Consider the following 25,017-nt stretch of genomic DNA (forward strand, 5'->3'; position numbering starts at 1 on the left):
TTGTCAAAAATAAAAACTAATAACATGACAAAACTAAAACTCATTTTTTCGGCTTTAATGCTTCTGACTGCAGGAAGTATTTTTGCCCAGATTACAACTTCATCTTTGTCGGCAAAGGTCAACGATGGAACAACTGCAGTTATCGATGCTGATGTTACTTTAACGCATTTGCCTACTAATGCAGTTTACAAAGCAAAGACAGACAAACAAGGCCGATTTAGTTTCGAAAATTTAAGTGCAGGTGGTCCTTACGAATTAGAAATTAAAAGCCAAGACACTAAAGATTATTCAAATGCTCAAATTAATTTAGCCCTTGGCGAAAATGATTTGCCAACAATTGTCCTTGCTAAAGCAGATAATAATGTATTGGAAGAAGTGGTAATTACGAGCTCTAAACCATCATCCAAAAATAATGGTACAAGCATTAATGAAAAACAAGTAAACAACCTTCCGTTAATAAACAGAGGAATTCAGGATGTTACGAAATTAGTGCCGCAGAGCTCAAACAACTCTTTTGCAGGTACCAATTTCAGATACAACAACGTAACAATCGACGGTTCGATTAATAATGACGCAATTGGTTTTAGCCCGTCATTAGGAGGACAATCTGGAACTTCTGGAATGCCAGGAAGCAGTACACGTTCAAATTCTATTAGTTTAGATGCTATTCAAGATATCCAAGTTTATATTGCTCCTTACGATATTAAATTAGGAAACTTTTTAGGAGGAAGCGTTAATGCCGTAACAAGAAGCGGAACCAACACAGTAAGCGGATCTATTTACAGCTACGGACGAAGCGCCGCAATCACAGGACCGAATAATGTTGGCGATGGCTCAAAAATGCCAAGCTCATTTGGAGATTACCAAATTGGTTTCAGATTAGGATTGCCAATTATCAAAGACAAATTGTTCTTCTTTACCAACATGGAATATGCTGAAAGAACAGATCCTGTTTTTTACAATGCGGGACAAACAGATGCCAACGGAAAAATAACTTCTTTAGTTGATAATGCAACTGCAGAACAGATTTCGCAATTCGTAAAAACAAACTACGGATTCGATCCAGGAACTTATGGAGCATACAATAACTTTTCTAAGAGCCAGAAATTCTTCAATAAATTAGATTGGAAAATCAACGAGAAAAACTCACTTTCAATCCGAAATAATACTGTCGTTTCTCAAGCAACAAACTTAGAACGAGATGCCGCAAACTTCAGATTTGCAAGTATGGATTTTACGCAGAAAAATCAAGCAATTAGTACGGTTTTAGAATTAAAAACGCATTTCAACAGCCAATGGTCAAACTCATTTATTGCAAGTTATTCGGCTATAAAAGATTATCGTGATCCAAAATCCAACAATATCATGTTTCCTCAAACCGAAATTGGATATAATGGTGGTACAATTTTCTTAGGAAATGATCGTGAAGCGACTGTTTTCAACATGAAACAAAACACAACTGAAATCACTGATAACCTTACATACAAAACAGGAAATCATACTTTCTTGTTTGGTACACACAATGAGTTTTACGACATCAATTACGGTTTCGTAAACGCACTTAACGGAAGAGTTTCATACAAATCTCTTGCTGATTTCTACAATAAACTTCCTACTCGTGTTCGTGGAACTTACCCTTTTGACGGTTCTACAAGAGATGATATTTTCAATAATCCGTATGCAAAATTCAAAATCAATATGTACAGTTTTTATGCACAGGATGAAATAAGAGTGGGTTCAAAATTAAAAGTTGTTCCTGGCGTACGTGTTGATTATACCGATTTGCCAAACAAACCGAACTTAAGCTCACAAGTACAAAACTCTCCAGAAGATCCTAATTACGGAACAACTTATACATACACGCCATTAAGTCAAATTAAAAACAATTTCTTTGGTTCTGCCCTAGTTTCTCCAAGAGTTGGTTTTACATACAATGTTGACGAAGACAAAACATTTGTAATTAGAGGTGGTTCTGGAGTGTTTACAGGAAGAATTCCTTTTGCTTGGTTAGGTTATGCATATTACAATGATGGTGTTGGTTACGGAAGTTATGACAAAAATAACCTTACTCCTGCTCAAGTTGCAGCTGCTGGAGATCCTTTGGCAACTGGCGGGCTTAACGGTTACCACGATGCAGTTCCAAAAGTTCAGGCCGATTTAATTGATAATAATTTCAAAATGCCAGCTGTTTTAAGAAATTCATTGGCTTTTGACAAAACGATCGATGGATATAAATTTACAATTGAAGGTATTTACACAAAAGTTATTCGCGACCTAGAATTCCAACAAGTAAACAAAACAGATAATCCTACTTATTTTTCTTATGACACAAAGCACGAAATGCCAATTTATGCTGCTAATATAAATTCTGCTTTTTCTAATGCTTACTTATTGTCAAATACAAATAAGGGATACCGTTACAGCATTACTGAGATGATTTCTAAAACTTATGATTTTGGTTTCAACTTTATGGTGGCTTATACGTACGGAGATTCTCGCGACATTACAAACGGAATTCGTAATTCTATGGAAAGTAACTTCCAAATGAATCAGTCATTAACGCCTAATAATCCTCAATTGGCTACTTCAAACTTTAATATCAAACACAGAATTGTTTCTAATGTTGGTTATGGAGTAAAATTGGCTTCAAATAATACATTATCAGCTAATGTTTATTTCAATGCACAATCAGGAAATCCATTTTCTTGGGGATTCGTGAATTCAACAATTGCAGGAACTGGGCAAGCAGCAGGGTTGGCTTATATCTTTAAAGATGCAGCAGAAGCAGCAAAATATATTGGAGTAAATTCAGCTGGAGTTCCATCTGCGACAGCAGCGCAACAAGTAGCCGATTATGAAGCTTTTATTAATGGAAATGATTATTTAAAAAGCAGAAGAGGAACATTCACTCAAAGGAATGGTGACACAACACCTTGGAACATTCAAGCAGATTTAAAATTGATGGATGAAATCAATGTAGCAAAAGTAGGTACATTCCAAATTTCTTTCAGCATGGCAAATATCGGAAACCTTATCAATAAAGATTGGGGAAGAAGCTATTTCGTTCCAAACACTTACAATTCAACAGCGAGCCTTGGCTTAACAAAATCAGGAAATCTTGGTGGAGTTGCCACGGGAGACCCAACTTATACTTTCCAAAAACCTACATCAACACCATACACTGTAGATCAGTTAGCGTCGAGATTTCAAGGACAACTTGGAGTTAGATATTCATTCTAAGAAGATTTGTGTTTTATTTTTTTATTATCTCCGAGTTTCTTTTAAAAGGGAAACTTGGAGATTCTTTTTTATAAGGACTTTTTCCTCAAAATACTTCTAAAAAGTCAAATTCAATTTCCTTTGATTAAACCACATAGTGTTAATTATATAAAACTTTTAAAAAATTATATAAAAGAAAGGAAAATCTTATTTCTTATTTTCATTGCAGCCTTAACACTAAATTTTGACTCTAATGAAACACCTATACTTTTCGTTACGCTTTATTCTATTTTTAATTTCAATTTCCAATTACAGTTGTGCCCCCGCACTGCAATGATGAAGATTATTTTGATGATCAAAAAAGTCTCTGTACAATAAACCGAGGCTTTAACTGTCAATAATTATTAACTATTCTCTTTATCTCAAAAGATTTCAAAAAAGAGAAATTGATTCTTCATCTTTTAATTAAAACTAGAAAGCCATGACTTATAAAAATATATTGCAAATTGACGATGATATTGACGATTGCGAATTTTTCAAAGAAGCACTTCAAGCTGTTTCTAATGCTGATTATACCGCAATGCATAGTGCTGGTGAAGCACTCAAAAAGCTGATTCATCACGAACTAAATCCTGATATAATTTTTCTTGACCTGAATATGCCAATCATGTCCGGTTTTGAATTTTTAGCAGAAATTAAAACGCAAAAAATCATTCAAGATATACCAATCATTGTTTTTTCTACTTCGCAATTTGAAGAAACAAAAATAAAGGCAAGAAATTATGGTGCAAAAGAATTCATTTCGAAGCCTAGTGATTTCAATGAATTAAAAAAAATTATAAGCCATTTTAGTATTTAAGAGACTTTTCGAAAAATGTAACACAAGTTCAATTTTAGAATATTTATTCTTACTAGGTTTTCTTAAACAGAAAGACAATGAAATTATCAACTCAAATAATTTTGGCCTTCACGCTCATCATTTTGCTTTCTGCCGCAGATTCGTACAGCAATTACAGGTTATCGCTTAAAGTCAATCAAAATTCAGAATTTCTATCAAAATCTGAAGAAGTAATCCGAAATTCAAACAAAACACATCGAGCCATTTTACAAATGCAAAGTGCGGTTCGAGGTTATTTACTCACAAATGACAGTACTTATCTCACTCCCTATTACAGCGGTATTGAAAAAGTTCCAAGTTATATTGTAGAACAGCACACACTCATTGACAGCAATACCATTCAGGCTTCTATCTTGGATTCAATAAGTATTCTTCATAGCGAATGGCTTTCTTATACATCAGAATTGATACGCGCTAGAAGAGAAAATCCTAAAGAATATTTATACCTTTTAGATACTAAACTAAAAAAACACATTGGCAAAAACATCAATGATTCGATCACAAAAAAATTCAGAAGTTTTGAGCGAATCGAATATAAAACCAGAGCACATCATAGCGAAATGTTGCTTCACAGTTTAAAAAAAACAAGAACGTATTCGTTGGTATTTTTAACTCTTACGGTTTTTGTGGGAATATGCAGTACGGCATACATTGTAATCATGATTACGAAACGAATCAATTCAATGGTTCGCGTGGCTGATACGATCTCAAAAGGGCGCTTCACTATAGTACAAGATTTTAAAAACGATGAACTGAGCGCACTAGCATCATCTTTAAATATCATGTCGCGCCGACTGGAAAAAAATATTCAAGAACTGGAAAACAAAAATGAGGAACTCAACAAATTTGCCTATGTAGTATCTCATGATTTAAAAGCACCATTACGCGGCATTTACAATGTCATCAGTTGGATTGAGGAAGATTTGTCAAGCGAACTCTCCCCTGCTCTTAGAAAATATCTGGATATTATTCCGAAAAGAACGCAACGAATGGAAGATTTGATCAATGGCCTTTTAGACTACGCCCGAATCAACAGAAAAACAACTCCAGAATTTGTCGATACTAACATTCTCGTTCACGAAATCGCACAATCAATTGTTCCGAGAGAATTTAAACTTGAAATTATCAATCTGCCAGAACTTATTACAGAGCGTCTAAAACTAGAACAGGTTTTTTCAAATTTAATAAGCAACGCAGTGAAATACTCAAAATCAGATAACCAGAGTATTGAGATAAGATGTCAAAAAGTAGGTACATTTTATGAATTTTCAGTAGCTGATAATGGAATTGGCATAGATCCAGAATATCATCAAAAAATATTTGAAATTTTCCAGACGCTGAGAGAGAAAAACGAAATGGAAAGTACCGGAGTTGGACTTGCCATTGTCAAAAAAATCATTGACGACCAAGGAGAACAAATACATGTAGAATCAAAACTAGGCGAAGGAACCAAATTTACTTTCACCTGGAGAAATAATAAAAAGTATGAGAAAGCCTAATATTTTATTGATAGAAGACGATGAACTCGATACGATTTCAGTAGAACGTTCCCTAAAAAAATTGGAGATCCAGTATGTGTTACATACCGCATACAATGGTCTTGAAGCGCTCCAAATGTTGAGAAAAGCTGAAAATCCGCTAATTCCAGATGTAATCTTGCTCGATATCAATATGCCAAAAATGAACGGAATTGAATTTCTAAAGATCTTGAGAAACGATGAAAATTTAAAAGATTTGAAGGTTTTCATCATGACCACTTCTTCAGAAGGAAGCGATCGCGTAACTGCCGAAAAATTAGGGATTTCAGGCTATATCATAAAGCCGTTGAATTATAACGATAATACAAAAAGACCCGATTCAATGGAAGCTTTTGTACAATTTCATCTTCGAAAGATTTTATTAAATGAAAATACCTAAAATATCAATAACAATTTCAAAAATCAAATTCCAAATTCCAATTCTAAAATCTAAAATCCGCAATCTTAAATAATTCCCTCCTCAAACCAAAAACAAAACCTTCAGCAAAAAGAGTTACCAATTATGAAAAAAAATAAACCAATCGATAAGATACCGAAAAGTGAAGTACTCATCGCCTTGCCTGTTATTACAGATGAAAAAATAGAGCGCAAAAGCAGGAAAAACAAAACTGAGGAATCTATCCTTAGTGATGCTGAATTTCTGAAAATTTTGCTGAAGGTTAAAAACGGTAATTTTTCACAAAGATTCCCAACCGATCAAGATGGCACAAAAAGAGCCATTTGTGATACTTTGAATGAAATCATTGACTTGAATGAAAGAATGGTTTTTGAATTTCAAAAGGTTGGAAAAAGTATTGGTAAGCAAGGAAAATTAACCAATCGTGTTGTTTTGGACGGAGCGCGCGGTTCGTGGAGTTCGTGTGTTGATTCTGTAAATACTTTGATTTCAGACTTGGTTCACCCAACAATTGAAATTGCGCACGTAATTACCTCTGTTGCAAAGGGAAACCTTTCTCAAGAAATGCCTTTGTCGATTGAGGGAAATCCGCTTCAGGGAGAATTCCTCCGAATTGCAAAAGAGGTTAATGCAATGGTAAAACAGTTGAACCTTTTCTCTATGGAGGTTACACGTGTGGCGCGTGAGGTTGGTACCGAAGGAAAATTGGGAGGTCAAGCAAAAGTTCGAGGCGTTGGTGGAGTTTGGAAAGATTTGACTGATTCGGTAAACAAAATGGCTTCTAACCTTACGGGGCAAGTTCGTAACATCGCCGATGTAACAACAGCCGTAGCAAAAGGCGATTTATCTAAAAAAATCACCGTTGACGTAAAAGGAGAAATTCAGGAATTAAAAAACACCATCAATACCATGGTGGATCAGCTGAATTCGTTTTCTTCTGAGGTAACTCGTGTGGCGCGTGAGGTTGGTACCGAAGGAAAATTAGGCGGTCAGGCACAAGTAAAAGGTGTTGGTGGAACTTGGAAAGATTTGACCGATTCGGTAAATCAAATGGCATCGAACTTAACCGGGCAAGTACGTAACATCGCCGATGTAACTACAGCGGTAGCAAAAGGAGATCTTTCGAAAAAAATTACGGTTGACGTTAAAGGAGAAATTCTGGAACTGAAAGATACCATTAATACAATGGTTGATCAGCTGAACTCTTTTTCTTCTGAGGTAACGCGTGTGGCTCGTGAGGTTGGTTCTGAAGGAAAACTTGGAGGTCAGGCACGTGTTCGAGGTGTCGGCGGGGTTTGGAAAGATTTAACGGATTCGGTGAACCAAATGGCATCTAACTTAACGGGACAAGTAAGAAATATTGCCGAGGTAACAACCGCCGTAGCAAAAGGCGATTTATCGAAAAAAATTACTGTAAACGTTGAGGGAGAAATCCTTGAATTAAAAAATACCATCAATACCATGGTGGATCAGCTGAACTCTTTTGGTGCCGAGGTAACTCGTGTGGCGCGTGAAGTGGGTTCTGAAGGGAAACTCGGTGGTCAGGCAAAAGTAAAAGGTGTTGGTGGAACTTGGAAAGATTTGACCGATTCGGTAAACCAAATGGCGTCGAACCTAACTGGACAAGTTAGAAATATTGCCGAAGTAACGACTGCCGTAGCAAATGGAGATTTATCTAAAAAAATTACCGCCGTCGCGGAAGGGGAAATTCTGGAGTTGAAAAAAACCATCAATACCATGGTGGATCAGCTGAACTCCTTCTCTTCTGAGGTAACTCGTGTGGCGCTTGAGGTTGGTACGGAAGGAAAACTTGGTGGTCAAGCAAAAGTAAAAGGTGTCGGTGGAACTTGGAAAGATTTAACGGATTCGGTAAATCAAATGGCATCCAACTTGACCGGACAAGTAAGAAATATTGCCGAGGTAACAACAGCCGTAGCAAAAGGCGATTTATCGCGCCAAATTACGGTAGATACCAAAGGGGAAATTCTGGAGCTTAAAAATACCATTAATACGATGGTGGGCCAGTTAAATTCATTTGCTTCTGAGGTAACTCGTGTGGCGCGTGAAGTTGGTACAGAAGGAAAATTAGGTGGACAAGCACAAGTGGAAGGTGTCGGCGGGACATGGAAAGATTTGACCGATTCCGTTAACCAAATGGCATCAAACTTAACCGGACAAGTTAGAAATATCGCCGAAGTTACAACTGCCGTGGCAAAAGGAGATTTATCGCTCCAAATCACGGTTGACGTAAAAGGAGAAATCTTAGAATTAAAAAATACCATCAATACCATGGTGGATCAGCTTCGAGGCTTTGCTTCGGAGGTAACAAGGGTTTCGCGAGAAGTAGGAACTGAAGGGAAATTAGGCGGACAAGCGAACGTACCGGGTGTTGCCGGAACATGGAAAGATTTAACGGATTCTGTAAACCAAATGGCAGGAAATCTTACCGCTCAGGTTCGTAATATCGCTGATGTGGCGATTGCCGTGGCCAACGGAGATATGTCCCGAAAAATTACCGTTGACGTTCGTGGAGAAATTCTTCAATTAAAGGAAACCTTAAATACAATGGTGGATCAGCTTCGTGAATTTGCTTCGGAGGTTACTCGTGTGGCTCGTGAGGTTGGTACCGAAGGGAAATTAGGAGGCCAAGCCAACGTACCGGGTGTTGCCGGAACATGGAAAGATTTGACCGATTCGGTGAATCAAATGGCGGGTAACTTAACGACTCAGGTTCGTAACATTGCCGAAGTAACAATTGCGGTTGCCAACGGAGATATGTCCAAAAAAATTACGGCTGACGTTCGTGGAGAGATTCTTCAATTAAAAGAAACCGTAAATACCATGGTGGATCAGCTTCGTGCTTTTGCCTCTGAGGTAACGCGTGTGGCTCGTGAGGTAGGAACAGATGGAAAACTGGGCGGACAAGCCTTCGTACCGGGAGTTGCCGGAACATGGAAAGATTTGACGGATTCGGTGAATCAAATGGCGTCAAATTTAACGGGTCAGGTTCGTAACATTGCCGATGTAACCAAAGCCGTTGCAAATGGCGACCTTTCTAAACAAATTACTGTTGACGTAAAAGGTGAAATTCTGGATCTGAAAAACACTTTCAATACGATGGTGGAACAGTTGAATTCGTTTGCTTCGGAGGTAACACGTGTGGCTCGTGAGGTTGGTACCGAAGGAAAACTAGGAGGACAATCGGAAGTGAAAGGTGTTGCGGGAACTTGGAAAGATTTAACGGATTCGGTTAACGTAATGGCATCGAATCTAACCGGACAAGTTCGCGGAATTGCCAAAGTTGTAACCTCTGTAGCCAAAGGAAATCTAAAACAAAAACTTTCAATCGATGCTAAAGGTGAAGTAGCGCAACTTACTGACACTATTAACGAAATGATTGACACGCTTGCAACATTCTCAGACCAAGTAACAACGGTGGCCCGTGAAGTTGGTGCCGAAGGAAAACTGGGTGGACAAGCAAACGTTCCGGGAGCTTCGGGAACTTGGAAAAACTTGACTGAAAACGTAAATCAATTAGCGGCAAATCTTACGACTCAGGTTCGTGCCATTTCTGAGGTTGCTTCGGCGGTAACACAAGGAGATTTAACCCGAACAATTGGTGTTGAAGCAAAAGGTGAAGTTGAGGCGCTTAAAGATACTATTAATCAAATGATTTCAAATCTTAAAGCTACGACTTTACGTAATCAAGAACAAGATTGGTTGAAATCCAATTTGGCGAAATTTACGCAAATGCTTCAAGGTCAAAAAGAGCTGAATGCCGTTACCAAAAAAATCCTTTCTGAGCTTGCAGCGGTTGTTACCGCACAACATGGTCTTTTCTATATCTTGGAAGAAGGAGAAGATTTCATGGATTCGAAACTGAATTTAATTGCTTCTTATGCTTATATCAAAAGAAAAGATTCCATTACGCAATATGCAATGGGCGAAGGACTTATCGGTCAGGTTGCAATTGAAAAAGAGCGAATTATTTTAAGTAATGTACCAAAAGATTATATCCGAATCAATTCTGGACTTGGAGATGCCAAGCCAAAAGACGTTATTATTCTGCCGGTTCTTTTTGAAGGCCGACTTAAAGCTGTTATTGAATTAGCGTCACTTGATACCTTTAATCAGACGCATTTAGATTTCCTTGAAGGATTGACAGAAAGTATCGGAATTGTATTGAATACAATTGAGTCCAATTCGAGAACCGAGGAGTTATTGGTTCAATCTCAATCATTGGCAAGCGAATTGAAAAGTCAACAGGAAGTATTGAAAAATACCAACGAAGAATTAGAAGAAAAAGCCATTCTATTAGCCAATCAAAAAGAAGAAGTGGAATTGAAAAACCAAGAGGTTGAGGTCGCTAGAAAAGCTTTGGAAGAAAAAGCAGATCAGCTTACTTTGACATCCAAATACAAATCGGAATTCTTGGCGAATATGTCACATGAATTAAGAACGCCACTGAACAGTTTGCAAATTTTGGCGAACGAATTAATCGCCAACCGTGACGGAAATTTATCTGAAAAACAAATTCAATTTGCCAAAACTATCAATTCATGCGGTGATGACCTTATTCAGTTGATCAACGACATTCTGGATCTTTCAAAAATTGAATCGGGTTATATTTCTGTAGATTACAATCCGATTAGTTTTGCAGAAATCAGCCGATTTGTAGAATCTACCTTCAACCCTATTTCTCAGGCAAAACATCTTGATTTTGAAATTCTGATGGATGACAATCTTCCAGAATTAATGGAAACCGATTCACAACGATTAAATCAAATCTTGAAAAATCTGCTATCCAATTCATTCAAATTCACTGAAAAAGGTCAAGTCCGATTAAATATTTACAAAGCAGATAATAATTGGAAAACAAAAAACATCAATCTGGAAAATGCAGAAGCTGTTGTAGCTTTTGAAATTTCAGATACTGGAATCGGAATTTCAAAGGAAAAGCAAAACATCATTTTTGAAGCTTTCCAACAAGCCGAAGGATCAACAAGCCGTAAATACGGCGGAACTGGCTTAGGTTTATCCATCAGCCGTGGACTTTCTGACTTATTAGGTGGAAGTATCGAACTTGAAAGCGATACCAATATCGGAAGTAAATTCACCTTGTTTTTGCCTTTAAAATTTGTTCACGTTCCTGAAATTGAAGACATGAATGTAAATGAAGAAACCAATGTGCTTCACGCCGGAAAAAGCCGTTTGAAATCACTTCCATCTTCAAGTTTTAATAAATCAGATGTGGATTTGTATTTTGTAGATGAGGTTGGCGATGATCGCGCGAATATCGGTCCAAATGACAAAATTCTGTTGATTGCGGAAGACAATATCACTTTTGCCAAAATCCTGCTAGAAAGAGCGCATCAGCATGATATAAAAGCGGTTGTAACCACAAAAGGAAATGATGTGGTAGATTATATCAATCAGTTTCAGCCTCATGCGATTACAATGGATTTGAATATGCCAGATACTAGCGGATGGAAAATTCTCGATCGTTTAAAAACTGACTTTACATTGCGACACATTCCGGTTTATATTATTTCTGGCGAAGACGAAAGAAATAAAGGTTTAAAACGTGGCGCAAGAAACTTTTTGGTAAAACCGGTAAAAAATGATTTATTGACCGCAATGTTTAATGACATTCACGATTTCAAAAACAAAAAAGAAAAAAATCTTTTAGTTGTAGATGACAATCCTGTGGACTTAAAACGAATTGTGGAAGCAGTAAAAGGAGATGACATATTGATTTCCACTGCACTTACTGCAAAAGATGCTGTTGAATTGATTAAAGAGAAATCATTTGATTGTATAATTCTTGATTTGGTTCTTCCAGATGCTGATGGATTAGATTTAATCAGCGATTTGGAAAATAATATTAATGGACAAGAAACGGCAATAATTATTCATTCTGCTGGCGATGTCAATAAAAAAGAAAGAAGCAAATTAAGCCGTTTTGCTCACAGCATTATAACCAAAAGCGCGGTTTCAATTGATGAACTCGTAGATCAGACCGCCCTATTCTTGCATCGTGTGCACAAAGACATGCCAGACAACATGAGAGAACAAATTGAAACGTATTACTTAAAAGAAGACGTTTTAATCAATAAAAAAGTGCTCCTGGTTGATGATGATGTCCGAAATTTATTTGCTTTGACTACTGCGCTAGAACGCTTTGGACTTGACGTTATCAGCGCAGAAAGCGGTCATGAAGCCATTGAAATTTTAAATCAAAACGTCAAGATGGATATCGTTTTAATGGATATTATGATGCCCGAATTAGATGGTTATGAAACCATGAAAATCATCAGACAAAATGCAAAACATAAAGATTTGACGATTATTGCCGTTACTGCAAAAGCGATGAAAGGAGACCGACAAAGATGTATTGAATCTGGTGCTTCTGATTACATTACCAAACCAGTCAATGTGGAGCAATTGTCTTCATTAATGAGGGTTTGGTTGAAATAGTATTTTAAATGAAAAAAATCATGGAACAAGCTCCAGTTAAAATATTATTAGTTGATGACAAAAAAGAAAATCTGCTTTCTTTACAAGTCATTCTTGCTGATCGTGGCTATCAATTTGTTGAGGCCACATCAGGAAAAGATGCTTTGCGGATTCTTTTGAAAAGCCAGGATTTCGCGATTATTCTGATGGATGTACAAATGCCTTTAATGGACGGATTTGAAACTGCCGAACTTATCAGACAAAGCGACAAACTCAAACACGTGCCTATTATTTTCCTGACTGCCAATATGAATACGTCAGACTATATTTTTAAAGGATATCAATCTGGCGCCGTTGATTATATGATAAAACCATTATCTGCTGAAATACTTCAGGCAAAAGTGATGGTTTTTACTGAATTGTATCGAAAAACACGTGAATTACAGCTTAAAGAAGAAGAAACAAATGCATTGAATGCCAAAATAACAAAAGCAAATGACGATTTGGCGGCACAATACCTTGCCATTGAGAAATACGCAAACGAATTAAAAAGAAAAAACACCGAGTTAGACGCATTTACGCATATTTCTAGTCATGATCTTCAAGAGCCTTTGCGAAAAATTCAGACTTTTTCAAACATAATTCTGGCAAAAGAATATGACAACTTAAGTCCCGATGGAAGATTAAAGTTTGACCGAATTTTGTATTCGACTAATAGAATGCGTGAACTCATAAATGATCTTTTAGCCTTTTCACGAACCAATATTATTGATCGCATTTATGAAAATACTGATCTTGAATCTATCGTCGATAATGTAAAAGAAGCTTTGAGAGAAAATATTAAAGAAAAAAATGCGCAAATCATCACAAATTTGCACGGAAGAGTAAATATCATTCCGTTTTTATTTATTCAGCTTTTGGAGAACTTGATCAACAATTCGCTGAAATTTTCTCAAAAGGAAATTCCGCTAGAAATTGAAATCAAAAGCCGTATGGCAACTGGAAAAGATTTGCATAATGATAAATTGGTTCCACTCGAAAACTATTGTCATATCAGTTTTCGAGATAATGGAATTGGTTTTGAACCTGAACACAGTGAAAAAATATTTGGTGTTTTTCAAAGATTGCACAGTCGAGATATTTATGACGGAACCGGAATTGGTCTCGCCATTGTCAAAAAAATAGTCGAAAATCACAACGGAATAATAATCGCAACTTCACAGCCTTTACAAGGTGCGACTTTTGATATTTATATACCTCAAACATAATTACTTATAATTAAATTCATCAAATTGCCGACGATATTTCGTCGGCAATCAATTTTATGATATTTTAAACTTACGTACATAATTATCAATACCTTCGTATAGCAAGTTTAATTCGACGAAAGATGTTTTCTAACCAAGCAAAAGTTTTTTTGATTCTCCTTGTTTTATGTACAATTGGAGACTTAAATGCATTGACTCTTTTAAAAAATGAAAAACAAATTGAAACCGCAGAAAAAAGTCTTCCAACACCCCAATATCACAAAGAAAAAGAACCGCCATATACCGAACAACAAGTAAAAAAAGCGGAAAGAGAATTAAGCTCATTGCCTGAAAATATTGACAAAATCAAAATCTTATTGAAGGTAAGCGACTGGTATGAAGCGTCGTACGACAATCCTAAGACATTAGAAAAAGCTTTTGACTACGCAGAACAAGCTCTTAAAATAAGCTTGGCACTTCATTCTAATATTTATATTGGGAAATGTTATTTGCAACTTTCTATGGTTTGTGAGTATAGAAATAATAATATAATGATTGAAGTCTACGCCAAAAAAGCAATTGAGGCTCTATCAAAAACGGATGAATTAGATGATTTAGCAGAATCTTGGGTTAAACTTTGGTCAGCTAAAATGCGTACTAATGCACCAATAGGAGAAAGATTGCCTCCAATTTTCAAAGCCACATCTATATTTGAAAAAGCAGGAAATAATAAGAGAACTGGCGATTGTTATAGAGAAATTAGTGAATTGTATTTTTCTTCTTCTGATTTTAACAGCTCTCTAAATTATCTCAAAAAAGCTATATTTTATTATAGAGCAGCGCATCTTAAAGAAGAAGCCATTTATCCTATCTCTACAAGACTTAATATTATTTATGAAGCGGAAAAAAGAAACAGAGATATTATCAAACTAAGGAACAAAACCAATTTGCAACAAAGCAAGCTTAATAATGAGGCTGTTTTGCGTAACTCAATGATTACTTTTCTCGCACTCTTGCTGATTATTCTGGGACTGCTTTACAAAAGTTTTATGTTCAAGAAAAAAACTAATAAAGTGCTGGAAACACAGCAAAATGAAATCAATAAAAAAAATGCTACGTTACAAAATCTCGTAACTGAAAAAGAATGGCTATTACGAGAAATTCATCACAGAGTAAAAAATAATCTGCACATGGTTGTGGGTTTATTAGCCAGTCAAGTTGAGTTTTTAAAAACTCCAGAAGCAGTTCAAGCCATTAATGATAGTCAAAACCGAATTCAGACAATGTCCTTAATTCATCAAAAATTATATCAATCTGAGAATTTATCGTTGATTGAAATGTCATCTTATATTTTTGAACTAACCGAATATCTAAAGGATTCTTTCGAAATACAAAGCAACATTCGGTTTATATTAGATGTTGACAATTTTAATCTTCCTTTATCACATTCCATTCCGATCGGGCTGATTTTTAATGAAGCCGTTACAAATGCGATAAAATATGCTTTTCCGAATCAAGAAAAAGGCATGATCAACATTTCTCTTAAAAAAAATGAAGATAATAATTACACACTAATCATCCGTGACAACGGTATTGGGCTTCCACCCGATTTTGATCCTTATAACAATCCTTCTTTAGGTATAAAATTAATGCATGGTTTAGCTGCAGATATCGAAGGAAAGTTTTTAATAACAAATGCAAACGGTACCAAAATAACTTTGGAATTTACTGTTAATGAAAATAATCTTGATTAATTTAATTCTATAAAATGGCAAAACCACTAAAAATTCTTATTGTTGAAGATCAGTTTGTAGAAGCCAATCATTTGCGATTGATGCTGAAAAAAGCGGGACATTCTATTACTGGAATGGCACGGTCAGTTTCAGATGCCAAATATTATATTGCTCAGGAAAAACCAGAATTGGTTCTTTTGGACATTTTCCTTTTAGGAAAAGAAACAGGCATTGATCTTGCCGAAATACTCAGAGAAAACAATATTCCTTTTATTTATCTTTCTGCAAATTCCAACGAAGAAGTTTTGAATAAGGCGAAACTGACGCATCCGTATGGTTTTTTGGTAAAGCCTTTTCGCGAAAAAGATTTATTGATCACGATCGAAATCGCCGAATATCATCAACAACACGGAATTGAATCTTCGATTAGAAAGGAGCTTTTGTTTCAAAAGCAATTAAAATCAATAGTCAAAAAAAGCGGCACTTGGGACGATCGCGTTTTGAATATCGTTACTTCATTACAATCGCTTATTTCTTTTGATCTTGTAATGGCAGTTTTTTATATCGATAATAAATTATCTAATCGCGTTTTAGGATATGCGCGAACAGGTTTGCATGAATATCAAAAAATAGGAATTGAAGAATTGCAAAATATTACCGCTTTAAAAGAATCTGAAATCAATGAACTAAGAAATAAAAGTAAAGTAGAAACAGATGCAACCTTCTACAACGATGAGGATTTTATTAGAATATGCGAAAAAACGCCGATCAAAAAAATGATTGCCAATTCTATGAATATGAAGTCTAATTTGATGCTTCCTGTTCCGTTATCGCTTCATGAAAACGGCGGATTGTATTTATCATTTTTCAGCCGACAATCTACCAATTACAATAAAAATCATTTGAAATTATGCGACAGACTTCAAGAGCCTTTGATTTATGCTATTGAAAATTTAATACATGCTGATAAAAAATTAGACCAAAAAAATATTTCAGTTGTAAATCATAGTCCTGGAAAAAATACAAAAATCTCGGGATTTGAATCTATTGTTGGAAAAAGTCCGATGCTTTTAAAATTATTCGATCATATTATACAAGTTGCCCCAGCAGACACCACTGTTTTGATTACTGGTGAAAGCGGTACGGGAAAAGAAAGTATTGCCAATAGTATTCAGCAATTATCAGGCAAAAAAAACGGTCCATTCATAAAAATCAATTGTTCTGCTTTACCGCCAAGTCTTATTGAATCAGAATTATTTGGACATGAAAAAGGCTCTTTTACAGGAGCAACTGAAAAACGAATTGGCAAGTTTGAACAAGCAGATAACGGAACTTTGTTTTTAGATGAAATTGGCGATATGCCTTTGGAAATGCAAGCGAAATTGCTTCGTGCAATTCAGGAAAAGGAAATTGAACGAGTTGGTGGAAATCTTCCCATCAAAGTAAATGTTAGAATAATCGCAGCGACAAATTGCAATCTAGAAAAAGAAGTAGCCGATGGCCGTTTCAGACTTGATTTATATTATCGTTTAAATGTTTTTCCAATTCAAATGCCACCATTGCGCGAGCGAAAAGAAGATATAGGACTTCTGTCACGCCATTTTATTGCTGTATATAGCGCTAAAACAGGAAAAAATGTAACTGAAATATCCGAAACTGCCTTAAAAAGTTTATTAGCTTATCATTGGCCAGGAAACATTCGCGAACTCGAAAATCTTATTGAAAGAAGTATTCTTTTGGCTAAAACAGATACGATCGAACATATTCCGCTTCCTGCTTTTGATGAAATCAAAGTAAACAACAAATCAAACGAATGGTACTTCAAAACTATTCAAGAAAACGAAAGAGAACATATTATTAATGTTTTGGAAAAATGCAACGGAAGAATCAGAGGCGCTGGTGGTGCTTCAGAAATACTTGGCCTTCCGCCTACTACTTTAGCATCAAGAATGCAAAAATTAGGAATCAAAAGAAGCCACTTTTAATTATCAATTATCAATTGTTAATTATCAATTGTTTCCAACGATATTAAGTTGTTGCTTTTTCGTTTTTTAACGATATATAGTTTGGCACAAGAATACTAAAATAAATTAAAACACTAAAAATCAATCAGTTACAAAATAGGTTCGATTTTAGTTTAGAGTTTGGCATAACATTAAAATGTGTATTATGCAAACCGAAAACCCTAATACGATTCTATTTATTACCGGCGCTTTTGTCAGCAATAAATGTTGGGACGAGTGGAAAGTCTTTTTTGAAAATAAAGGCTACAAAACGCTAGCACCAGCATGGCCGTACAAAGATGCGCCTGCAAATGTTTTGCGAGATCGTCATCCTGATCCACAGGTTGCGAGTTTGCGATTGTCTCAATTAATTGAATATTTCGAGAATATTGCTAAAAATCTTCCACAGAAACCTATAATTATTGGGCATTCTATTGGCGGGCTTATCGCGCAAATACTCTTGCAACGCAATCTAGCATCGTCTGCAATTGCCATACATTCTGTTCCTCCTCAAGGAATAATGACGTTTAAATTTTCTTTCTTAAAAGCTGGCTGGGGACCTCTTGGTTTTTTCACTTCTACAAAGAAAACTTTCTTAATGAGTTTCCCACAATGGCAATATGCCTTTACAAACGGAATGCCCGAAGAATGGCAGGACAAAGCCTATTGTGAATCGGCAATTCCAGAATCTAAATTAATCGTTCGTGATACTATAACTTCTGTTGCAAAAGTAGATTTTAAGGCACCGCATAAACCGCTTTTGCTAATTGCTGGATCAATCGATCATACCATTCCCGAATCTTTGAACCTTTCGAATTATAAAAAATACTCAGACAAAGATTCCATCACCGATTTTAAGGTTTTCCCAAATCGAAATCACTTTGTATTAAATCAGCCTGGATGGCAGGAAATAGCCGTTTACATTCAAGAATGGATTGCCAAACTGCCTCCACAAAATTCTTAATAACCAATTATTTATTAACCACTTCTAAAAATTTTTAATCATGAAAACAAATTCGTTAAACACTACATTTTTTAATTTAAAAACAAAAGCAGTACAGTTTCTAGCTGCTGCTATTTTGATATTGACCTTAGTTTCTTGTAATAAAAAAGCAGAAGAAACTCCTGCAACAGAAACTAAACCTGCCGAAAGTACAGAAACTGCTGAAGTTGCTCCGGCAAATCCGCCAGCAAATTTCAAACATGCAACAGCAACTGTAAACGGAATCAAAATTCATTACGTTATTGGCGGACAAGGTGATCCATTAGTTTTAGTTCATGGCTTTGGACAAAACTGGTACATGTGGAATAGATTGTTGCCAGAACTTTCTAAACATTTTACAGTAATCGCACCAGATTTAAGAGGTGTTGGAGAATCAGACAAACCAGAAAGTGGTTACGATAAAAAAACAATGGCATCTGATATTCACGAATTGGTAAATCAGCTTGGATATAAAAAAATCAACTTGGCTGGACACGACATCGGACTTATGGTCGCTTATGCTTACGCGGCGCAATACGGCGACAGCGTAAATAAGCTTGCCTTGATGGACGCACTTTTACCTGGAATTGAGCCAGTTTGGTCAAATGTAAAAGGATCGGCATGGTGGTTTGGTTTCTTTGGATGGCCAGCTTCTGGAGAAATTGTAAAAGGAAAAGAAAAAGAATTCTTGACTAATTTCTGGCCAATTGTAGGACACGTAAAAGATCCGTTTACTGCTGAAGAATCTGCTGAATTTATTAGAGCTTACGCAACTGAAGGTGGCACAACTGCTGCATTTAAATGGTTTGGCGCATTTGAACAAGACGGAAAAGACAATGTTATTTTTATGAAGAAAAAACTAAAAATGCCATTATTAGCAATGGGTGGAGAATATTTCGCGGCTGCGTTTCTTAAAGACCACTCAAAATTGGTTGCTGAAAATGTTTCTGAATCTAAAATTGCCGGTTCAGGTCACTGGTTAGTTCAAGAAAATACGGCTCAAGTGCAAAAAGATTTACTAGCCTTCTTTTTGGCGAAATAATAAAAGTCATGAAAAAATTATTATTAATTCTATTGCTTTCTGCGGGCTTGTCGTCTCAAGCCCAGCAAAAAGCTGATCTGATTATTTACAACGGAAAAATTGCAACAATGCAGAAACAAAACGAGTTTGTTCAGGCAATTGCAATGAAAGATGGAATCATCCTAGACATTGGGACAGAAAAAAACATTCTTTCTTCTTATAAATCATCGGAAACAAAATTGATTGATGCCAAAGGAAAAACGGTAGTTCCAGGTTTGAATGACAGCCACATGCACGTAATTCGTGAAGGTTTGAATTACAACGCCGAATTGCGTTGGGATGGCGTAAAAACCTTAAAACGTGCCATGGAAATGCTGAAAGAACAAGCAGCAAGAACTCCAGATGGCGTTTGGATCAAAGTAATTGGAGGTTGGAACGAATTTCAATTTGAAGAAAAAAGACAGCCCACAATTGACGAAATCAACGCTGCAGTTCCTGATAAACCCGTTTTTATCACTTATTTATATGGAAAAGCATTTCTAAACAAAAAAGGAATTGAAGTTTTGGGCTACAACAAAAACACTAAATATGAAGGAAGTGTTTTGGAACAAGATGCCAACGGAAACCTAACGGGTTTGATGTATGCCAAAGAAACGCCCAAAGCAATTTACATGACAATGGGATTGACGACAAAATTAACTCCCGAAGAGCGAATCAATAGTTCAATTCAGTTTAATCATGAATTGAATCGCTTTGGATTGACCAGTGTTATTGACGCTGCGGGCGGAAGCCAAAACTTTCCTGCTGATTATGTGACTTCTTTAGATTTAGCAAAACAAAACAAATTGAGTCTTAGAATTTCCTATTATTTATTTGCGCAACAAAAAGGCAAAGAATTACAAGATTATGAAAAATGGGTTGCCGAAACTAAAATCAATAAAAATGACAATCTCATAGTGGCAAATGGTTATGTTGAAGAAGGCGCAGGAGAAAACATTGTGGCTTCTGCAGCTGATTTTGAAAATTTCTTGGAACCAAGAATTGTTTTATCAGATGAAATGGAAACAGATTTAGAGCCTATTATTCGGGTTTTGGTAAAAAACAGATGGCCGTTCAGACTTCACGCTACTTATGGTGAATCTATTGACAGAATGCTGAATGTCTTTGAAAAAGTAAACAAGGAAATTCCATTTAACGGCTTGCGTTGGTTTTTCGATCATGCCGAAACTATTACGACGCCAGAATTGGAAAGAGTTAAAAAATTAGGCGGTGGTATCGCCGTTCAATTCAGAATGTATTATCAAGGCGAATTGTATAACAAATTGTACGGCGCTCCAAAAACACAATTGCCTCCAATTAAGAAAATGCTAGAATTGGGAATTCCGGTTGGCGCAGGAACAGATGCAACACGTATTTCAACTTACAATCCATGGATGTCATTGCATTGGCTTTTAACTGGAAAAACAATTGGCGGTATGCAGTTTTGGCCAAAAGATCAGGTTTTAGATAAATTCACCGCTTTGCAATTATACACTTCTGGAAGTGCTTGGTTTTCTGGCGAAGAAAAAGACAAAGGAAAATTAATCAAAGGAATGTATGCTGATATGGCGATTTTATCTGATGATTATTTCTCGGCTAAACCTGATGATGTTCGCAAAATCGAATCGGTTTTGACGATTGTAAATGGTAAAATTGTTTACGCTTCCGCGGAATATAAAGCTTTGAATCCAGAAGTTCCTGCTGTAATTCCAGATTGGTCTCCTGTTAAATATTTTGGAGGTTATCAGAAATAATGGCACGCAGATGATTGCACGCAGATGACACAGATTTAAGCAGATTGGCGCAGATTTTTTTTTAAAACTAATCGGCGTAAATCCGTTTGAATCCGCTAAATCCGTGGGCCAATTTTTACAACATTTTAAATATTAAAATCATGAAAAATTATAAATCTATTTTAATTGCGATACTTTTTGTGGTCACTTTTTTCTCGGCACAAAAAACCTATGCGCAATTTCCAATGCCTCCCGAAGTTCCAATTTGGGATGCTAATAAAGTGACCTTGCAATTGCATAAAATTGCGGATAATGTGTACGCCGTTTCGCCCTCAACAACAGAAACAGAAACTACAAAAGGAATTCCGCAGGCCACTTCCGCCGGATTCATTGTGGGCGAAAAAGGCGTTTTGCTAATCGAAACGATGTTGAACAAAAGATTATACGATCAATTGTATAAGCTGATTCGTTCTGTTACGCCAAAACCAATTATTTACGCAGTAAATACAAGTGATCACGGCGATCATTGTTTTGGGAATTATTTGCTTCCAAAAGAAACAATTTTGATTCAAAATGAATTCTGCAAAGAAAATCTTTCTAAGAATTTCGAAGGAATCAAACAATTTATGATCATGCTTTTTGGAAAAGATCGCGGGATTGAACAAAGCGTTTACCGTCCCGCTGATCTTACAATTGCAGTAAATCAAAGCATTAAGCTTGATTTAGGTGGAAATAAAATTGTAGAAATAATTAATGTAGGAACAGCGCAATCACCTGCCGATTTGTTTGTATTTTTGAAAGATTCAGATAAAAATGTATTGTGGGCCGGAAATCCATTTATTGCTGAAAGTCCAACGATTCCTTGGTTATTTGACGGTTACTTTTTGGAGCCTGTTCGCAATCTTCAAAAAATCTACGACATGATTGGCGATAATGATGTTGTGGTTCCAGGCCATGGCCGAATTACCAATAAAAAAGGCATTAAATATACTATTGATTACGTAAATGCTTTGAAGACAAATGTTGAAGATGCTGTAAAAAAAGGTCAAACTTTAGAACAAGTAAAAGCAACGGTCACAATGAAAGAATTCGACAAAGGTTATGTGCTTTTTAATTGGTTGCATTACAATTTCAACATTCCAAACGCTTACAACGATATTAAGAAAAACCTAGGCAAATAAGCCATGAAAAAAATCATTCTATTATTTCTTATTTGTATGAACCTTCATGCCCAATCTTATCCAGATTTTAAACCCCTGAGATTTGACGAAAACTATGAGGTTTTACAAAAAGATACCGTCAAAAAAAATTGGTACAAAACCATGAAATATCTGCCTCTATCCTCTTCAGGGGAAACTTATTTGAGTTTTGGCGGCGAAGTCAGGTACCAATATTTCTATGCCAAAAATGAAAAATGGGGAGATGATCCGCAAGATCCTGATGGCTACATTTTAAACCGATTTTTGCTTCACGCTGATTTTCATTCGAGCAAATATTTCCGTGCTTTTATTCAGCTTCAAAGTAGTAATGCCAATGGAAGAATCGATCCGAGTCCGGTTGACAGCAATCCGCTTGAAGTGCATCAAGGCTTTATCGATATTAATGCACTTTCGGAAAAAAACAAACAATTGATTTTTAGAGTCGGAAGACAAGAATTAAGTTACGGTTCTCAGCGCTTGGTTGCCGTTCGCGATGGACCTAATAATCGTCAATCTTTTGATGCTGCGAAAGCAATATTTGGTTATAATAATTATCGTGCTGATTTATTTTACAGCCATTATGTAGTCGCTCAAGACGGCATTTTTGACGATTATTCAAATAAAAAAAGGCAATTCTGGGGAAGTTATTTCGTCATTAATAAAATTCCGGCAATCAAAAACATCGACCTTTATTATTTGGGTTATGAAAGAGCAAACGCCAATTTTGATGATGCCAGCGGAAAAGAATTGCGTCATTCTGTTGGAACGAGAATTTGGGGAAAATACAACGAATGGCGTTATGATGCTGAAGCCGTTTATCAATTTGGAGATGTCGCTTCTAAAGATATTAAAGCTTGGACCGTTTCTTTAAATACTGGATACCGACTTCCAACAGTAGTTTTAAAACCAGAATTTGGAATTAAAGTCGAATTAATTAGTGGAGATAATACAAATGGCGATACGAAATTAAACACTTTTAATCCCTTGTTTCCGAGAGGTGCTTACTTTGGATTGGCTTCTGTAATTGGTCCGTCTAACCTTGTTGATTTTCATCCATCTCTAAGTTTAGAATTGGCAAAAAATATCGACTGGGTTATTGATTATGATATGTTTTGGAGATACAGCAGTGAAGACGGAATTTACGGCCCAAACACGATTATGATTTATCCAGGTGATGCAACGGATGCAAAAAAAATTGGAAACCAATTAGAAAGCGAAGTGATCTACACGCCAAATCAATATTTGTATTTTAGAGTTGAAGCCACTTGGTTTAAAGCAGGAGATTTTTTAAAAGCAGCTGGAACTGGAAAAAATATGTTTTTTACTGGGGTAACGATGCAACTTAAGTTTTAATTTAAATCAGTGGCAAATTTTTAAACACATAGAAACATAGTTTTTTTTTACGCTTGAAAAGAATATTGAAAGAAACTAGTTTCTAACACATAGCTATGTTTATTAAAACTAAATGAAATGCCTTTTTAAACAAAGCAGAACTATGATTCTATGTGTTTAAATTTTAATTTCTAAAAGATAAAAAAATGACAACACGAAGAGATTTTATACAAATGGCAGGTTTAACAGGCGCAGCATTATTAGCAAATCCTGTAGACACATTTTCTAATCCTTTAAAACAAGAAAAAATGGATGCTGAAATACAAAATAAATGGTTAGATGGATCAAGATTAGTCGTTTCGGTTTCGATGCAGTTTGAAGCTGGCGGACAACCTGAAAACGCTGAAAGTCCGTTTCCTCAAAATATGCAAAAAGGTTATCGCGATTTGCCAGCTGAAACTTGGTATCAATACGGTTACAAAGAAGGAATTCCGAGAATGCTTGACAATTGGGACAAACACGGCATAAAAGTTACCTCCCACATGGTTGGTTCCGCAGTTTTAAAAAATCCCGCTCTTGCAAAAGAAATTGTGCAACGCGGACATGAAGCGGCGGCGCATGGCATGAACTGGAGCTCAGAATATGCACTGTCTTACGAAGAAGAAAAGAAATTCATAAAAGATGGTGTTGATGCCATAAAAAATGTAACAGGTTTTACTGCCGTCGGATACAATGCTAATTGGCTCAGACGTGGTGAAAATACCATCAAAATCTTGCAAGAATTAGGTTTTACGTATCACATCGACGATTTAAGTCGAGATGAGCCTTTTATAATTCAAGCGAATAAAAAGGATTTTGTTGTTGTTCCTTATACCATTCGTTGCAATGATATTGTTTTAGTTGAAGGCAAAAATTTTTCTACCGATCAATTCTTTAATCAAGTAAAAGCCGAATTTGACCAACTTTATGCTGAAAGTGAATTTAAACGCAGGCAAATGTCGATCAGTTTTCATGACCGAATTGGAGGAACGCCACAAATGGTAAAAACAGTTTCGGATTTGCTGGATTATATGAAAAAGCACAATGGCGTAACTTTTAAAAGAAAAGATGAAATTGCTAAAATGACGCTTCAGGATAAAACGTCGATTCGTGAATAATTTCCTTTTCAACAAAACGCTATAAAACAAAAAACCTGCAAATGATTTTGCAGGTTTTTTGTT

14 protein-coding genes are annotated in these 25,017 nt (G+C 36.0%); all 14 read left to right on the plus strand.

Annotation, left to right across the window (positions count from 1 at the left end; genetic code table 11):
• Window positions 1–24: 24 nt before the first annotated feature.
• The 14 genes from AAYQ19_RS21030 to AAYQ19_RS21095 all read left to right on the plus strand — a co-directional run bounded on the left by AAYQ19_RS21030 (window position 25) and on the right by AAYQ19_RS21095 (window position 24,954).
• Window positions 25–3,240: a TonB-dependent receptor gene (locus tag AAYQ19_RS21030; protein ID WP_343539084.1), complete on the plus strand. Its 3,216-nt coding sequence runs from the start codon at window positions 25–27 to the stop codon at window positions 3,238–3,240.
• A 460-nt stretch (window positions 3,241–3,700) separates the two neighbouring features.
• Window positions 3,701–4,078, plus strand: coding sequence for a response regulator (locus AAYQ19_RS21035; RefSeq protein WP_343539086.1), 378 nt, complete (start codon window positions 3,701–3,703; stop codon window positions 4,076–4,078).
• 77 nt (window positions 4,079–4,155) lie between these two features.
• Window positions 4,156–5,616 (plus strand): sensor histidine kinase, encoded by a 1,461-nt coding sequence (locus AAYQ19_RS21040; RefSeq protein ID WP_343539088.1) that lies wholly within the window; start codon window positions 4,156–4,158, stop codon window positions 5,614–5,616.
• Entirely contained in the window at window positions 5,603–6,034 is a 432-nt protein-coding gene (locus AAYQ19_RS21045) for a response regulator (protein WP_343539089.1), read from the plus strand. The genes AAYQ19_RS21040 and AAYQ19_RS21045 overlap by 14 nt, the downstream gene beginning before the upstream one ends.
• A gap of 123 nt (window positions 6,035–6,157) precedes the next feature.
• Window positions 6,158–12,529, plus strand: coding sequence for a HAMP domain-containing protein (locus tag AAYQ19_RS21050; RefSeq protein WP_343539090.1), 6,372 nt, complete (start codon window positions 6,158–6,160; stop codon window positions 12,527–12,529).
• A gap of 8 nt (window positions 12,530–12,537) precedes the next feature.
• Window positions 12,538–13,776 (plus strand): sensor histidine kinase, encoded by a 1,239-nt coding sequence (locus tag AAYQ19_RS21055; RefSeq protein ID WP_343539091.1) that lies wholly within the window; start codon window positions 12,538–12,540, stop codon window positions 13,774–13,776.
• 122 nt (window positions 13,777–13,898) lie between these two features.
• Complete coding sequence (locus tag AAYQ19_RS21060) at window positions 13,899–15,509, plus strand: sensor histidine kinase (protein WP_343539093.1); 1,611 nt, start codon at window positions 13,899–13,901, stop codon at window positions 15,507–15,509.
• A gap of 14 nt (window positions 15,510–15,523) precedes the next feature.
• Window positions 15,524–17,473, plus strand: a complete 1,950-nt coding sequence (locus AAYQ19_RS21065) for a sigma 54-interacting transcriptional regulator (RefSeq protein WP_343539094.1) — start codon at window positions 15,524–15,526, stop codon at window positions 17,471–17,473.
• Between the two features lie 184 nt (window positions 17,474–17,657).
• Window positions 17,658–18,455, plus strand: coding sequence for an alpha/beta hydrolase (locus tag AAYQ19_RS21070; RefSeq protein ID WP_343539095.1), 798 nt, complete (start codon window positions 17,658–17,660; stop codon window positions 18,453–18,455).
• 40 nt (window positions 18,456–18,495) lie between these two features.
• Complete coding sequence (locus AAYQ19_RS21075; protein ID WP_343539096.1) at window positions 18,496–19,515, plus strand: alpha/beta fold hydrolase; 1,020 nt, start codon at window positions 18,496–18,498, stop codon at window positions 19,513–19,515.
• An 8-nt stretch (window positions 19,516–19,523) separates the two neighbouring features.
• Window positions 19,524–21,287: an amidohydrolase gene (locus AAYQ19_RS21080; RefSeq protein ID WP_343539098.1), complete on the plus strand. Its 1,764-nt coding sequence runs from the start codon at window positions 19,524–19,526 to the stop codon at window positions 21,285–21,287.
• 140 nt (window positions 21,288–21,427) lie between these two features.
• Window positions 21,428–22,447, plus strand: a complete 1,020-nt coding sequence (locus AAYQ19_RS21085) for an MBL fold metallo-hydrolase (RefSeq protein ID WP_343539100.1) — start codon at window positions 21,428–21,430, stop codon at window positions 22,445–22,447.
• A gap of 3 nt (window positions 22,448–22,450) precedes the next feature.
• The gene (locus tag AAYQ19_RS21090; RefSeq protein ID WP_343539102.1) at window positions 22,451–23,818 is read left to right on the plus strand and encodes an alginate export family protein; all 1,368 of its coding nucleotides are present in this window, start codon (window positions 22,451–22,453) and stop codon (window positions 23,816–23,818) included.
• 185 nt (window positions 23,819–24,003) lie between these two features.
• Complete coding sequence (locus AAYQ19_RS21095; protein WP_343539103.1) at window positions 24,004–24,954, plus strand: polysaccharide deacetylase family protein; 951 nt, start codon at window positions 24,004–24,006, stop codon at window positions 24,952–24,954.
• Window positions 24,955–25,017 lie beyond the last annotated feature (63 nt).

Origin of the sequence: Flavobacterium mesophilum (assembly GCF_039581405.1) — a bacterium.
In the GTDB taxonomy this organism is placed as follows: Bacteria; Bacteroidota; Bacteroidia; order Flavobacteriales; family Flavobacteriaceae; genus Flavobacterium.